We start from the raw sequence: 13,601 nt of genomic DNA, 5'->3' as shown, positions 1-13,601 counted from the left end.
TTGCGAAAGCGCTAGCCGTGCTCCTGCGGAGGCAGGAGCCCAGGGTTGCGGGTCCTACCGGCGGTTGCTCTGCTCGGCCCTGGACCCCGGCCTTCGCCGGGGTACAAGTTTAATACGCCCGCGCGACCGCGAACTCGACCGCCTCGACCATGGCGTCCTTGGCCGCACCGTCGGCAAACGGCGCCAGCGACTCGATCGCTCGCTGGCCATAATGCCGCGCGCGCGCCATCGTATCCTCAACGGCGCGGCTGCTGCGCACCAGCTCGACCGCATGGGCGAAGTCCGCATCGGTCGCGCGTCGGCCCGACACGGCGTCCCGCCAGAAGCCGCGTGCCGCCTCGTCCCCGCGCGCATAGGCGAGGATCACCGGCAGCGTCATCTTGCCCTCACGGAAGTCGTCGCCCGCGTCCTTGCCCATCGTCGAGGCGTCCGAGACATAGTCGATCGCATCGTCGACCAGCTGGAAGGCGATGCCCAGGTTGCGGCCATAGGCGTCGAGCGCCAGCTCCTCCGCCTGCGGCCGGTCCGCGACCACTGCGGCGATGCGGCAGGCAGCGGCGAACAGCGCGGCGGTCTTGGCGCCGATGATGTTGAGGTAGCGGTCCTCGTGCAGGTCGACGCGGCGCACCGCGGTCAGCTGGTTGACCTCGCCTTCCGCGATCACCGCCGACGCGTTCGACAGGATCTTGAGCGCGGCCAGGCTGTCAGCCTCCACCATCAGCTCGAACGAGCGGCTGAACAGGAAGTCACCGACCAGCACGCTTGCCGGGTTGCCCCAGATGATGTTGGCGGTGCGCTTGCCGCGGCGCAGGTCCGACCCGTCGACCACGTCGTCGTGCAGCAGCGTGGCGGTGTGGATGAACTCCACCGCCGCCGCCAGCAGATGGTGGCGCGTGCCCTCGTACCCGAGCAGCTGCCCGCTCGCGAGCGTCAGCATCGGCCGCAGCCGCTTGCCGCCGCCCGAGATCAGATGGCCGGCCAGTTCCGGGATCAGCGGGATCTTCGACTGCATGCGATCGACGATCACCGCGTTGACGCCCGCCATGTCCTCCGCGACGAGCGTCATCATCGGATCGAGCGACGGGTCCTTCACGCGACCGGTCGGGGTGAGGCGGTGTACGGTAGCACTCATGTCCCGCCGATGTGGCTGCATCGCGGGACGAACGCAAGGCCGCCGGGCTTGCGCACGGTGGAAAGCGACGCGAAAAGCGCAGCCGCGCCGCTTCATGGGGGATGAAAAATGACAGACGACACGCTGGCCCGCTATCGCCAGAGCATCGACAACATCGACGCAGCCCTCGTCTTCATGCTCGCCGAGCGGTTCAAGGTCACCCAGGCGGTCGGCCGCCACAAGGCCGAGACCGGCCTTCCCCCCGCCGATCCCGGCCGCGAGGAGCGCCAGATTGCCCGGCTGCGCGCGCTTGCCCGCGACGCCGATCTCGATCCCGAATTCTCCGAGAAGTTCCTGCGCTTCATCATCGAGGAGGTGATCCGCCACCACGCGCAGATGCAGGCGGGCTGAGGCGGTGGCGGACGATCGCATCGTCTTTGCACCCGACGACGTCGACCTTTCGCGCTCCCCGCTCCGCCGCGGCATCGCCGAGCCGACCTTTGTGCTCGGTGCCTTCAATCCCGGCCTTACCCGGCTCGCCAACGGTAACCTGCTGCTGATGGTGCGCGTGGCGGAGGCGCTGGTCGAGCCGATCCGCAACGGCCGGGTCCGCTCGATCCGCTGGACGCCCGCGGGGTTCCGTCTCGACGCGTTCGACGCCGCGGGTGCCGACGTCACCGACCCGCGCTTCTTCATCCTGTCGGGCGGCGCCTATCCGTTCCTGGGGCTCACCTCCCTGTCGTGGCTGCTCCCTGTCGAGCTCGACGCGGCGGGCGAGCGCATCGTCGCCATCCACTATGACCGCGCACTCGAGCCTGACGCGCGTCACGGCGAATATGGCATCGAGGACCCGCGCATCGTCCGCATCGGGGACCGCTGGTGGATGACGGTGTGCGGCGTCTCCGGCGGGCGGCTGTGCACCGCCATGTATGGTTCCGACGACGGCCTGTCGTGGCGCTCGCACGGGCTGGTGCTCGACCACGGCAACAAGGACATGATCCCGTTCGAAGGGCTGGCCGGCGACCGCCACCTGGCGCTGACCCGCCCGCTGTCGGACGCCTGGTTCGCGATGCCGCCCGAGGATGCGGACGCCGGCGGCCCGTCGATCAACCTCGCCACCTCGCCCGACATGCTGCACTGGCGCCCGGTCGCCGACTTCGCGATCCGGCCCCTGAAGGCGGCGGCGGCCTCCAAGCTCGGCGGCGGCACCCCGCCGGTGCGCACGGCGCGCGGCTGGATGCTGCTCTACCATGGCGTCGAGAAGCAGGGCGCGGTCGGCGTCTACCGCACCTATCGCGCGCTGCTCGACGGCGACGATCCCACCCGCATCCTGGAGCGCGACGAAACGGTGCCGGTGCTGGAAGCCGCGCCCGACCTGATCGCGCCGATCGCGCACCAGGCCTATCTGCCCCAGCCGGTGGTGTTCACGACCGGCATGGTCGACGCCGGCGACCACTGGCTCGTCGCCTCGGGCGAAGCCGACCTCGCCTGCCGCCTCACCCGCATCGCCAAGGCGCGGCTGGACTAGCCTTCGAAGTTCCGTGCTCCTGCGCAGGCAGGAGCCCAGGGTTACTCAGCGCGGCGCTTGCGGCCCTGGGCTCCTGCTTCCGCAGGGGCACGGTGACACGCTCTATTCCGCTTTCCGATACGCCCCGCGCAAATTCTCCACCGGCACCAGTGCGCCGTCCTTGGCGATCGTCAGCTCCATGCGCGCAAAGATCGACTCCATGCCGTCCTCCGCCAGCATGTCCGGATCGGCAACCAGCGTCAGCGTGTCGCCCGACCGCGTCCAGCTACCCTCCACCGCCAGGTCGAGCGCGCCATAGGCCAGCATCCAGCGATAGCGGCCGTCGGCGCGCAGCAGCAGCTCCGACCCGACCTCCGTCATCCCCGACAGGTAGTAATGGCCGGGCAGCCCCTGCGGTGCGGCGACAACCGCAGCCGGTACCATCAGCACCGCGGCCAGCATCCAACGTGTCATGCCTCTACTCCGCAGCCAGCAGCGTCTCGGCGCCGCGCAGGTCGACCGAGACGAGGCGACTGACCCCCTGCTCGATCATGGTGACGCCGAACAGCCGGTCCATCCGGCTCATCGTCGCCGCATTGTGGGTGACGATCAGGTAGCGGGTCTGCGTCTCCTGCGTCATCCGCTCCAGCAGGTCGCAGAAGCGGTCGATGTTGGCGTCATCCAGCGGCGCATCGACCTCGTCCAGCACGCAGATCGGCGCCGGGCTCGTCAGAAACAGGCCAAAGATCAGCGCGACCGCGGTCAGCGCCTGCTCGCCGCCCGACAACAGGGTCAGCGACTGGAGCCGCTTGCCCGGCGGCTGGGCTAGGATCTCCAGCCCCGCCTCCAGCGGATCGTCCGAATCGACCAGCGCCAGATGCGCCTGGCCGCCGTTGAACAAGGTGCCGAACAGCCGCTGGAAATGCGCGTTGACGGCATGGAAGGCGGCGAGCAGCCGCTGGCGTCCCTCGCGATTGAGGATGCCGATCGAGCCGCGCAGGCGATTCACCGCCAGTTCCAGCTCGGCGCGCTCGCGATCCCCGCTCGCCCGTGCCGCATCGAGTTCCGCCAGTTCGCGATCGGCCACCAGGTTCACCGGGCCGATGCGCTCGCGCTCCGCCGTCAGCCGGTCATGCGCCGTCGCCTCCGCCTCCGGCGCGCCCACCGTGTCGCCCGCAAAGCCCAGCCGCTCGGGCAGCAGCGGCGGCGGGCATTCGAAGCGTTCGCCCGACAGCCGCGCCGTCTCCACCCGCCGCTGGTCGTGATTCTCCGCCCGCGCCGCGGCGCCTGCGCGCGCCTCGCGCGCCGCCGCCAGCGCCTCGCCCAGCGTGCGCAGCGCCGCCTCGGCCGCCCGCAGCGCCTGTTCGGCGGCAGCTTCCGCCTGTTGCGCGGCATCGACCGCCTCGCGCGCGGCGAGCAACGTGGCGGTCACCGCGTCAATATCCCGCGACAGCGCGTCCGGCCGCCCCGCAATCGAGTCCCGCTCGCGCGCGCTGTCGGCGGCGCGCTTGTCGAGGTCGGCGATGCGCCGCACCGCCTCGCCCGCGCGCTGCTTCCAGCCCTTGGCTTCCGCCGCCGCCGCCGTGATCCGTGCGCGGGCAGCGGTGGCCGCCCGCTCGCGCTCGGCCGCTGCTGCACGCGCGTCCGCCACCCCGCCGCGCCGCGCTTCCGCCTCGGCCGACAGGCGCGCGACCTCGGCTTGGGTCGTGCCGCCATCGGGCAACGCTGCCACCGTCGCTTCGGCGCGGGTCGCTTCCCCGACCGCCTCCTCCAGGTCGAGCGCAGCCCGCCGCTGACGCGCGGCGAGGTCGGCGCGCTGCGATTCGGCGCGCTCGATCGCCGCCGCGGCGCGATCCTCCGCCCGCGCCGCCTCGCGCGCCGCCATCTCCTGCGCCTCGACGCTGCGCCGCGCCTCGGCCGCCTGCGCCTTGGCAGCGCGGATCGCCGCCTCCGCCTCGCTCAGGATCGCAGCCGCCTGCGCGACCGCCGCCGCCGCCTGCGGCCGGGCCGCAGCGATGGCCCGCAGCCGGTTGGCGCGCTCCAGCCGCTCGGCCGCCGCTGCGCCGCCGCCGGCCGCGGCGCGATACCCGTCCCAGCGCCGGAGCGCACCGTCGAGCGTCACCAGCCGCTGCCCTGTCGCCAGCGCCACGCCGGGGTCGGTCTCGCACACGAACACCTGCGCCAGTCGGCGGCGGAGCGCATCCGGCGCCCCCACCTGCCCCGACAACAGCGTGACGCCCGGCGGCGGCGCCGGATCGCCCGGCAGAGGCTCCGCCCCGCCCCAGTGCCGCTCGTCGGCGGGATCCAGGCCGGCCTCGACATCGTCGCCCAGCGCCGCCGCCAGCGCCCGTTCATAGCCGGGCGCCACTTCCAGCCGGTCGAGCAGCCGCTCGCGTCCGCCGCGCCGCTGCGCGCGCTCCAGCGCTGCCGCCTCACCGTCAAGCGCGGCCAGCTCCGCCGTCGCAGTCGCGCGCGCCGCCTGTGCCGCTTCCCGCCGCGTCCCCTGCGCACGCTCTTCCGCATCGGCGGCTGCCAGCGCGGTCCGCGCCTGCTCGATCCCGGCGAGCGCCTTGTCGCGCGCTTCGACTGCGGCTGCGCGCGCGGCAAGCAGCGGCGCCGCATCGGCCAGTGCCGCCAGCTCCGCCGCAATCCGACGCTCGTCGCGCGTGGCCCGGTCCAGCCGCGCCTGTGCCGCCTGCAATGCCGCGCGCGCGACGCGCACATCCGCCAGTTCGCTCGCCTGCCGCGCTAGCGCCTGGGCCAGCGCCACCTCGGCATCGCGGCTCGCCTGCTCGGCACCAGCGAGCGCCGCGACCAGCCCCGGCAGCGCCGCCTCAGCGTCGGCGACCTCCGCTTCCAACGCCTTGCCCTCTGCCGACAACCGCGCCAGCGCCTCGGCAGCATCGCTCGCCAGCGCGCCTTCGCGGGTGCGATCGTCGGCAAGCCGCGCGACCGCCGCCTCCAACTCGCGCAGCCGCCGCTCGGCAGCGCCACGCTGCGCCACCAGCGCCTCTCGCCGGTGGGTCGCCTCCGACAGGGCGTCGCGCGCCGCCTGCGCACTGCTGCGGTGGGTGGCGAGCGTCGTCACCGCCTCAGCCTGCGCCGCCTCCGCCGCCGCCTGTTCCGCCGTGCGGTTGGCCACCAGCGCGTCCGCCGCCTTGGCTTCGGCCCGCGCCGCATCCGCCGCCGCCGCCGCGTCGCGCCAGCGCGCAAAGATCAGCCGCGCCTCCGCTACCCGAATCCGCCCCGACAATTCCCGATAGCGTTCCGCCTGCCGTGCCTGCCGCCGCAGCTGCGCGATGCGGCCATCCTGATCGGCCAGCACCTCGGCCAGCCGCGCCAGATTGGCCTCGGTCGCGCGCAGGCGGTTCTCGGCATCGCGCCGGCGGACGTGGAGGCCCGCAATCCCCGCCGCCTCCTCCAGCATCGCGCGCCGCTCGGCCGGCTTGGCGGAGATGACGGCGCTGATGCGGTTCTGGCTGACGAGTGCAGGCGAATGCGCGCCGGTCGCGGCGTCCGCGAACAGCAGCGCCACGTCCTTGGCGCGCACGTCCCGGCCGTTGATGCGATAGGCGGAGCCGGCGCCGCGCTCGATCCGGCGCACCACCTCCACCTCCTCGCCTTCCGGCCCGACCTCGTCGGCGAGGATCGACACTTCGGCGAAGTCGCGCGGCGGGCGCGTCGCGGTGCCGGCGAAGATCACGTCCTCCATCGCCGCCCCGCGCATCGACCGGGCGCTATTCTCGCCCATGGTCCAGCGCAGCGCTTCGAGGAGGTTCGATTTGCCGCAGCCATTGGGGCCGACCACGCCGGTCAGCCCCGCTTCGATCACCAGGTCGGACGCGTCGACGAAGCTCTTGAAGCCGGACAGGCGCAGCCGCCGGATCCGCATCGCCGCACGCGTCCCGTCTTACGGGAGATCAGGCGCCGGCGTCGCGCAGCGCCGCTTCGACCTGCGTCCAGTTCACTGCGTCGAGCTTGGTGTCGTTCAGGAAGAAGCTGGGGGTGCCGGTGACCTTGTCTGCCGCATCCTGGGTGATCTTCACCAGCGCTTCCATCCCCTTCTGGTCGGCCAGGCACTGGCGCGCCTTTGCCTCGGGGATGCCGCGCTGCTTCACAAAGTCGACAAAGCCCAGCTGGTCCGCCCACAAGGTCAGCGACTGCGCCGGCGGCATCTGCTGCACGCGCGCCTGGAACGCCTCCGGCAGCGCCTGGAGCTTGTCGAGCACGGCATTCTGGTTGGCGTACATCTGGTCGAGCAGCGGGAAGAACGGCCCGGTGCCGCCGCAGCGGCCGAGCAGTGCTGCGGCGAGATCCGGCGCGCCATGGACCGCGAAGTCGCGGAATTCATAGGAGACCTTGCCGCTCGCGACATAGGTGTCGGCAAGCTTCGGCACCGAATCGCGGCCGAACTGGCCACAGGTCGGGCAGGTGCGCGAGCCATATTCGACCAGCTTGATCGCCGCATCGGGGTTGCCCATGCGATAGCCGCCCTCCGGCGTCACCGACACGGTCTCCGTCCAGCTGGTGCCGGCCGGTGCCGTGACCGCCGCCACCTTTTCGGCCGGAGCGCCGCTGTTGCCGGAGCCCGCGTCGCCACCGCCGCAACCGGCAAGCAGGAGGAGGGGCAGCAGGGGAAGAGCGATACGCATGGAAATGGCTCCGTGAGTGGAAATGGGGGTCAGCGTGCGAGGGCTTCGCGCAGCGGGGGCTCGACCTCGGCCCAGCTGCTGGCGGCGAGCAGATTGCCGTCGATCTCGAAACTCGGCGTGCCCTGGATGCGGCCCTGGACCTTCTCCGTCGCGGCGACCAGTTCCTGGCGCGCGGCCGCGTCGACGAGACAGCGGTCCGCCTGCTGCGCGGACAGGCCGTTGCGCGTCATCAGCGCGGTCAAGCCCGATCCGGCGGCCATGCGGCGCAACCGTGCCTCCAGGGTGGTCGCGCCCTTGAACGCATCCGGCTGCTTCTGGAACGCCACCGCCTTGTCGAGCAGCGCTTCCTGGTTGGCGAAGATCAGGTCGTGCTGACGCGCAAACCGCGCAGCACCGCCGCAGCGTGCGAGCAGCGCGCTCGCAAGATCCAGCGGATCGCGCACGAAGTTGCGGATTTCCACCCGGACTTGCCCGTTGCGGACCAGCCCATCGTGGAGGGGCGCCTTGGATTCCTCGACGAAATGGCCGCAGTGCGGGCAGGTGTAGCTGACATATTCGACCAGCGTGACCTTCGCCTTGGGATTGCCGATCTGGAACCCGCCGCTCGGCGCCTTCACCGCCACCTGGCGCCAGTCGCGCCCTGGCTGCGCATCGGCCGCGCCCAACGCCAACAGTCCCGCGACCACTCCCGCGAGCACGCCCACCAACCGCATCAACGAACCTTTCCCAATACCGGAATTGCCAGTGGCGTCGGCGGCGCCGCCACGCCCGCAGCCAGCGCCGACAACACGGCCTTCAGCTCGGGGTCGGCGATGGTGCGCAGGCTGTCGCCCAGCTCGGCCGGCACATGCGTCGGCTGTGGCGGTGGCGGCGCCACGCGCTGGGGACGGCGCACGTCGCCCTGCCTGAACGCGATCCGGCCGACCGCCGCATAGCCGAAGAAGCGGTTCACCCGCTCCATGATCTCCGGGCCGATATGCTGCATCATCGTGACGTGCGCGCCATGCACCACCAGGGTCAGCACTCCGTCGGCGCGCTGACCCTGCGGGAAGCGGATCGATTCGGGCGCGGACACCCGCGCATAGCGCTCGCCGACGATCTCGGGCCAGCGGCTCACCACCGCGCTCTGGATAAAGCCGAACTTGCGGAATGCCGCACGACCGACATCCGGCAGCAGGTCGGCGACAGCACGCGCATAGCCGTGGCGCTTCGGCTCTTCCTTGGGAGGTCGGGCCTTGCTGGCGGAAGAGGTTTTGCGGGGCGTCGTCATCGCAGGCCACCCATGCCATAGGCGCAGCGTGCCCGCCAACCTTTCTGCAATCGCGCCCGCCCTGCTCGACTGGTACGACGCCAATGCGCGCAGCCTGCCATGGCGCGCGCCGCCCGGCGCCCCCGCACCCGACCCGTATCGCGTCTGGCTGTCGGAGGTGATGCTCCAGCAGACCCAGGTCGCAACCGTGCGTCCGTACTTCGAAAAGTTCGTCGCGCGCTGGCCTGATTTCGCGAGCCTCGCCGCCGCCGAGGACGCCGAGCTGATGGCCGCCTGGGCCGGGCTCGGCTATTACGCCCGTGCCCGCAACCTGCTCGCCTGCGCCCGCGCCGTGGCGCGCGGGCATGGCGGCGTCCTGCCCGACACCGAGGAAGGCCTGCGCGCGCTGCCTGGGCTGGGCGCCTATACCGCCGCTGCGGTCGCGGCGATCGCGTTCGGCCGTCGCGCGGTGGTGGTCGATGCCAATGTGGAGCGGGTGGTCGCCCGGCTGTTCGCCCTGTCGCAGCCGCTGCCCGCGGGACGCCCCGCCATCCGCAGCGCCGCCGATTCGATCACCCCCGACCTGCGCGCCGGCGACTTCGCCCAGGCGATGATGGACCTGGGCTCCGGCATCTGCACGCCACGCACGCCGCGCTGCCTGCTCTGTCCATTGCGGAGCCAGTGCGACGGCTTCGCCACCGGCAACCCGGAGGCCTTTCCGCTGAAGGCGCCCAAGCGCGAGAAGCCGCAGCGCCACGGCACGATCTTCTGGCTGGAACACGACGGCCGCGTGCTGCTGGTCCGCCGCCCGGCCAAGGGCCTGCTCGGCGGGATGCGCGCGCTGCCGACCGGCCCCTGGGCCGACACCCCGCCGGGCCTGGCCGAAGCGCCGGCCGACGCCGACTGGCAGCAGATGGGTGCCGTCACGCACGGCTTCACCCATTTTCGGCTGGGCTGCATGGTTGCGGCGGCCACGCTGCCGGCCCACATCTCGCCGCCTGAGGGTGAATGGTGGCCGATCGACTCGCTCGACGAAGCGGGCATGCCGACGGTGTTCGTCCGCGCGCAGCGGCTGATGGAGGGATTGCGATGACGGCACGGGCGTGGATGGCGGGACTTGCGGCGCTGGCACTCGTCGCCCCGCCGATCGCAAGCGCACAGGTCGCCGCAAGCCCGGCGCCCGCGCTCCCCAGCGTCGAGGCGCTCGCCCAACGCTATGTCGCCACCGGGCGCGCGCCGGGCATCGCCATCGCTCTGGGTGGCGCCGGCGACACGCGCTTCGTGGCCAAGGGGGTGCTGTCCGACGGCGGCGCTCCCGCGACGCCGGATTCGCTGTGGCGCGTCTATTCGATGACCAAGCCGATCACTGCCATGGCGGCGATGATGCTGGTGGAAGACGGCAAGCTGCGGCTCGACCAGCCGGTGTCGGACTTCCTGCCCAAGTTCGCCAAGATGCGCGTGCTCACCGATCCCGAGCACGGCCTCGCCAGCCGCCCGGCCGCGCGGCCGATCACCATCCGCCACCTGCTCACCCACACGGCGGGTCTCGGCTATACCATCGTTACCAAGGGCCCACTGCTTCACGAATATGAGCGGCTCGGCATCGTTCCGGCCGCGGTCAACGCCAAGGTCGAGGCCGAGATGCTGCGCGTGCGACCGAAATCGCTCGCCGAATTCGCCGACCGCCTCGCCACCCTGCCGCTGATCGCCGATCCCGGCAGCCGGTGGAGCTATTCGGTCGGCCTCGACCTGATGGGCCGCGTCATCGAAGTCGCGAGCGGCATGTCGTTCGAGCGCTTCCTGCAGACGCGGATGTTCGGCCCGCTCGGCATGACCTCCACCTATTGGCAGGTGCCCCCCGACCAGGCCGGGCGGCTCGCCACCAACTATGTGTTTGTCGGCGATCGCGCAGTGCCGTTCGATCCGGGCGCAACCTCGATCTTCCTGCAGGCGCCGAGCTTCCCCTATGGCGGTGCCGGCCTCGTCTCGTCGGCGCGCGACTATGACCGCTTCCTCCACATGCTCCAGAACCGCGGCACGCTCGACGGCAAGCGGGTGATGAAGCCGGAGACGGTTGCGCTCGCGATGTCGAACCTGCTGCCGGCCGGTGTTACCTTCGGCGGAGTCGACGCGAGCACCGGCGGCACGGCCGGTCCGAAGATGGGCTTTGGCGCCGGCGGCTCGGTCACGCTGGAGGATGCGCCCGGCGGCCTGGGCAGGGGCACCTACGCCTGGGGTGGTGCGGCGGGTACGCTCGCCTTTGTCGATCCCGGCCGGCAGCTGCGCGGCACGGTGATGGTCAATTACTTCCCCGCCGATCGCTGGCCGCTGCGCGCCGATCTCACCCGCGCGCTGATGACGGATCTCGCACGATGATCGGTTTCACCGGCGGTACGCTCGACCGCGCCGATCGCGAGCGCGAGGATCCCGCAGCGCTGGCCGCCGCCCTCGCCAACCCGGACGCCCGGCTGCTGCGCCTGCGCGCGCTGGAGCCGGAGGTGGACGCCGCCGGGCACATGGTCTGGGATACGCTCGACACGCTGCCTGCCGGCGTGACGCCGCTGTTCCTGGGCTATGACGCCGGGCTCCCCCGCTTCGTCGCCAGCCTCGACTCAGATGGCTCGCCAGTCACCCGCTCGCCCAATCTGATGGGCGCGCTCGCCGCCATGCCGGCTGCCGATGCCGCGACCTATGCGGCCGCGCGCAGCCTCACCGATTGGCACCGCCGCCACCGTTTCTGCGCGAACTGCGGCACGCCGACCGAGCCGATCCGCGCCGGCTGGGCGCGCCGCTGCCCCAACTGCACCACCCAGCATTTCCCGCGCACCGACCCGGTGGTCATCATGCTGGCCGAGCACCAGGGCCGCGTCCTGCTCGGCCGCCAGGCTTCCTGGGCGCCCGGCCGCTATTCGGCGCTCGCGGGCTTTGTCGAGGTGGGCGAATCGCTGGAAGAAGCCGTGCGCCGCGAAGTGCTGGAGGAAGCGGGCGTGCCGGTCGGCACCGTGCGCTATGTCGCCAGCCAGCCATGGCCCTTCCCCTCCCAGCTGATGCTCGCCTGCGTCGCCGAGGCGCTGGACGACGCCATCAGCCTCGACACCAACGAGTTGGAGGATGCCTTCTGGGCCACCCGCGACGAGGTCGCCGGCGCCCTCGCCCGCAGCGAAGGCGTTCGCTTCGATGCGCCGCCGGACTACGCCATCGCCTACAGCCTGCTGGCGCACTGGGTCACTTCTTCGGCACCCTGACGACCTCCCACCCCGTTTGTCTCGAGTAGGGATCGAGCTTGTCGAGAGCCCGTATCGAGAGAGCCGCCGCAATCGGTTTCTCGATACGCCGTCTCGACAGCCTCGACGGCTACTCGAAACGAACGGGAGTAGACGGAGCCCTCGCCTACCGCCCCTCGCGCGCCCGCGGATAGCTTCCCAGCAGCCGCACCCACTTGCTGTGGTACCGCAGCTCGTCGAGCGCCCGGTCGACGCCCACATCCCCCGGCTGCCCCTCGATGTCGGCGAAGAACTCCGACGCGGTGAAGCTGCCGCCGCGCTGGTAGCTTTCCAGCTTGGTCATGTTGACGCCGTTGGTGGCAAAGCCGCCCAGCGCCTTGAACAGTGCGGCGGGCACGTTCTTCACCGCGAACACCAGGCTCGTCATCGCCGGTCCTTCGACCCGGCCGGCCGGTGCCTCGCGCGCCAGGATCACGAACCGCGTGGTGTTGTGCGCGGCATCCGCAATGTCGCTCGCGAGCACGTTCAGCCCATAGAGCTCGGCCGCTCCCGGCGGCGCCAGCGCCGCCAGCGTCGGGTCCCGGGTCTCGGCCACCAGCGCTGCCGCACCGGCCGTGTCGGCATAGGCGACCGGCGCGATGCCGCGCTCGGCGAGCCAGCGGCGGCACTGGCCCAGCGCCTGCTCGTGGCTGGTCGCCTCCGTCACCTGTTCCAGCGTGCCGGTGCCCATCAACGTGTGGCGGATCGGCAGGAAATGCTCGCCCACGATCGCCAGCCCCGATTCGGGCAGCAGGTGATGCATGTCCGCGACCCGGCCGTGCAGCGAATTCTCGATCGGGATCACGCCGCATCCGGCAACCCCGCTGCGCACGGCGTCCACCGCGTCGGCAAAGCTGAAGCAGGGCAGCGGCAGGCCGTCCGGCACCGCCTGGTTGGCGGCGACATGGGAGTTGGCGCCGGGCGCGCCCTGGAACGCGACGGCGCGTTCGGGCGCTGCGCGCGCCGCCTCGGTCATGCGCGCGACCAGGGTTCGCGCCGGTGCGGCATAGCTCTGCATGGGGGCAGGCGATTAGTTGCGCGATGTCAACGACGCAAGGCCTGCTTGCGACGCATGGCCAGACCGACGTACACCGTAACAATCATCCCTTGTTTAGCGAGAAATCGGCAGCGGCATGGACAATCGGATCAACACGATCGCGGGCTGGACTTTGGCGGGTCTGGCCGCTGCCTTGGGCCTGACTGTCGCCAGCGGCATGATTTTCGAAGGCGGGCGGCCGGAAAAGATGGGCTATCCGATCGAGGGCGTCGAAGGCGAAGGTGCCGGCGGTGCCGCTGCGGTTCCCTTTGCGACGCTGCTCGCCTCGGCCGATCCGGCCAAGGGCGCCGAAGTGTTCAAGAAGTGCACCGCCTGCCACACGGTCAACCAGGGCGGCGCCAACGGCATCGGCCCGAACCTCTATGGCGTGGTCGGCAAGCCGCACGGCCACCTGCCCAACTTCGCCTATTCCGACGCGCTGAAGTCGGTGCCGGGCAACTGGGACTTTGACGCGATGGACGCGTGGCTGACCTCGCCGCGCAAATATGCGCCGGGCACCAAGATGACCTTTGCCGGCCTTGGCAATGCCCAGGATCGTGCCAACGTCGTCGCCTATCTCAACTCCCAGGGTTCGAACCTGCCGCTGCCGGCCGCGCCTGCCGCAGGCGCGGAGGCGGCCACCCAGGCGGAGGCCAATGTGGCCGAGGGTGCGCCGACCGCGGACCTCGAGAACGCCGCCACGCCGGCGTCGGGCGCCCCGTCGGTGGATCCGGCAGCCGCCGTGCAGGCTTCCAAGAAGAGCGATTGATCCCGGGCTCCGGC

13 protein-coding genes are annotated in these 13,601 nt (G+C 71.4%); 6 read left to right on the top strand and 7 right to left on the bottom strand.

The features are described 5' to 3' along the window. Nucleotides 1-109: 109 nt before the first annotated feature. Entirely contained in the window at nt 110-1,132 is a 1,023-nt protein-coding gene (locus LK533_RS13585) for a polyprenyl synthetase family protein (RefSeq protein ID WP_229363607.1), read from the bottom strand. A 108-nt stretch (nt 1,133-1,240) separates the two neighbouring features. Between LK533_RS13585 and LK533_RS13580 the strand changes: the two genes are divergently transcribed. Beyond that, complete coding sequence (locus LK533_RS13580; RefSeq protein ID WP_229363605.1) at nt 1,241-1,522, top strand: chorismate mutase; 282 nt, start codon at nt 1,241-1,243, stop codon at nt 1,520-1,522. A gap of 4 nt (nt 1,523-1,526) precedes the next feature. Further along, entirely contained in the window at nt 1,527-2,639 is a 1,113-nt protein-coding gene (locus tag LK533_RS13575; protein ID WP_229363604.1) for a glycosidase, read from the top strand. A 102-nt stretch (nt 2,640-2,741) separates the two neighbouring features. Here LK533_RS13575 and LK533_RS13570 read toward each other — a convergent pair whose 3' ends face one another. From LK533_RS13570 to LK533_RS13550, 5 genes are read right to left on the bottom strand one after another with little or no spacing between them, the layout of a single operon-like run. Continuing rightward, complete coding sequence (locus LK533_RS13570) at nt 2,742-3,092, bottom strand: putative holin (protein WP_229363603.1); 351 nt, start codon at nt 3,090-3,092, stop codon at nt 2,742-2,744. A gap of 4 nt (nt 3,093-3,096) precedes the next feature. Continuing rightward, nucleotides 3,097-6,510, bottom strand: a complete 3,414-nt coding sequence (locus tag LK533_RS13565; protein ID WP_229363602.1) for a chromosome segregation SMC family protein — start codon at nt 6,508-6,510, stop codon at nt 3,097-3,099. Between the two features lie 28 nt (nt 6,511-6,538). Next, nucleotides 6,539-7,270: a DsbA family protein gene (locus tag LK533_RS13560; RefSeq protein WP_229363601.1), complete on the bottom strand. Its 732-nt coding sequence runs from the start codon at nt 7,268-7,270 to the stop codon at nt 6,539-6,541. Nucleotides 7,271-7,299: 29 nt separating this feature from the next. Further along, nucleotides 7,300-7,983 carry a DsbA family protein gene (locus LK533_RS13555; RefSeq protein ID WP_229363600.1) on the bottom strand — a complete coding sequence of 228 codons (684 nt, stop codon included), beginning with the start codon at nt 7,981-7,983 and terminating at the stop codon, nt 7,300-7,302. Further along, nucleotides 7,983-8,540 carry a DUF721 domain-containing protein gene (locus LK533_RS13550; protein WP_229363599.1) on the bottom strand — a complete coding sequence of 186 codons (558 nt, stop codon included), beginning with the start codon at nt 8,538-8,540 and terminating at the stop codon, nt 7,983-7,985. The genes LK533_RS13555 and LK533_RS13550 overlap by 1 nt, the downstream gene beginning before the upstream one ends. A gap of 28 nt (nt 8,541-8,568) precedes the next feature. Here LK533_RS13550 and LK533_RS13545 point away from each other — a divergent pair, with 28 nt between their 5' ends. Genes LK533_RS13545 through nudC form a run of 3 tightly spaced genes read left to right on the top strand, consistent with a single transcriptional unit; the run spans nt 8,569 to nt 11,764 of the window. After that, nucleotides 8,569-9,612, top strand: coding sequence for an A/G-specific adenine glycosylase (locus LK533_RS13545; RefSeq protein WP_229363598.1), 1,044 nt, complete (start codon nt 8,569-8,571; stop codon nt 9,610-9,612). After that, the gene (locus LK533_RS13540; protein WP_229363597.1) at nt 9,609-10,895 is read left to right on the top strand and encodes a serine hydrolase domain-containing protein; all 1,287 of its coding nucleotides are present in this window, start codon (nt 9,609-9,611) and stop codon (nt 10,893-10,895) included. The genes LK533_RS13545 and LK533_RS13540 overlap by 4 nt, the downstream gene beginning before the upstream one ends. Next, nucleotides 10,892-11,764: an NAD(+) diphosphatase gene (nudC, locus tag LK533_RS13535; RefSeq protein WP_229363596.1), complete on the top strand. Its 873-nt coding sequence runs from the start codon at nt 10,892-10,894 to the stop codon at nt 11,762-11,764. The genes LK533_RS13540 and nudC overlap by 4 nt, the downstream gene beginning before the upstream one ends. Nucleotides 11,765-11,909: 145 nt before the next feature. Here the strand turns inward: nudC and LK533_RS13530 are convergent, their stop codons facing one another. Beyond that, nucleotides 11,910-12,800 carry a prephenate dehydratase gene (locus tag LK533_RS13530; RefSeq protein ID WP_229363595.1) on the bottom strand — a complete coding sequence of 297 codons (891 nt, stop codon included), beginning with the start codon at nt 12,798-12,800 and terminating at the stop codon, nt 11,910-11,912. A 115-nt stretch (nt 12,801-12,915) separates the two neighbouring features. Here LK533_RS13530 and LK533_RS13525 point away from each other — a divergent pair, with 115 nt between their 5' ends. Then, entirely contained in the window at nt 12,916-13,587 is a 672-nt protein-coding gene (locus LK533_RS13525; RefSeq protein ID WP_229363593.1) for a c-type cytochrome, read from the top strand. The last annotated feature ends 14 nt before the right edge of the window (nt 13,588-13,601 follow it).

The organism is Sphingomonas sp. PL-96, assembly GCF_020707215.1.
Taxonomy (GTDB): Bacteria; Pseudomonadota; Alphaproteobacteria; order Sphingomonadales; family Sphingomonadaceae; genus Sphingomonas.
Note: the sequence above shows the minus strand (reverse complement) of the source record. Positions and strands in the feature narration are given on the sequence as shown.

What these genes read in the sequence shown, in the direction of transcription:
- LK533_RS13585 (WP_229363607.1), bottom strand. Translation starts at nt 1,132, where the DNA reads ATGAGTGCTACCGTACACCGCCTCACCCCGACCGGTCGCGTGAAGGAC.
- LK533_RS13580 (WP_229363605.1), top strand. Translation starts at nt 1,241, where the DNA reads ATGACAGACGACACGCTGGCCCGCTATCGCCAGAGCATCGACAACATC.
- LK533_RS13570 (WP_229363603.1), bottom strand. Translation starts at nt 3,092, where the DNA reads ATGACACGTTGGATGCTGGCCGCGGTGCTGATGGTACCGGCTGCGGTT.
- LK533_RS13565 (WP_229363602.1), bottom strand. Translation starts at nt 6,510, where the DNA reads ATGCGGATCCGGCGGCTGCGCCTGTCCGGCTTCAAGAGCTTCGTCGAC.
- LK533_RS13560 (WP_229363601.1), bottom strand. Translation starts at nt 7,270, where the DNA reads ATGCGTATCGCTCTTCCCCTGCTGCCCCTCCTCCTGCTTGCCGGTTGC.
- LK533_RS13555 (WP_229363600.1), bottom strand. Translation starts at nt 7,983, where the DNA reads ATGCGGTTGGTGGGCGTGCTCGCGGGAGTGGTCGCGGGACTGTTGGCG.
- LK533_RS13550 (WP_229363599.1), bottom strand. Translation starts at nt 8,540, where the DNA reads ATGACGACGCCCCGCAAAACCTCTTCCGCCAGCAAGGCCCGACCTCCC.
- LK533_RS13540 (WP_229363597.1), top strand. Translation starts at nt 9,609, where the DNA reads ATGACGGCACGGGCGTGGATGGCGGGACTTGCGGCGCTGGCACTCGTC.
- nudC (WP_229363596.1), top strand. Translation starts at nt 10,892, where the DNA reads ATGATCGGTTTCACCGGCGGTACGCTCGACCGCGCCGATCGCGAGCGC.
- LK533_RS13530 (WP_229363595.1), bottom strand. Translation starts at nt 12,800, where the DNA reads ATGCAGAGCTATGCCGCACCGGCGCGAACCCTGGTCGCGCGCATGACC.
- LK533_RS13525 (WP_229363593.1), top strand. Translation starts at nt 12,916, where the DNA reads ATGGACAATCGGATCAACACGATCGCGGGCTGGACTTTGGCGGGTCTG.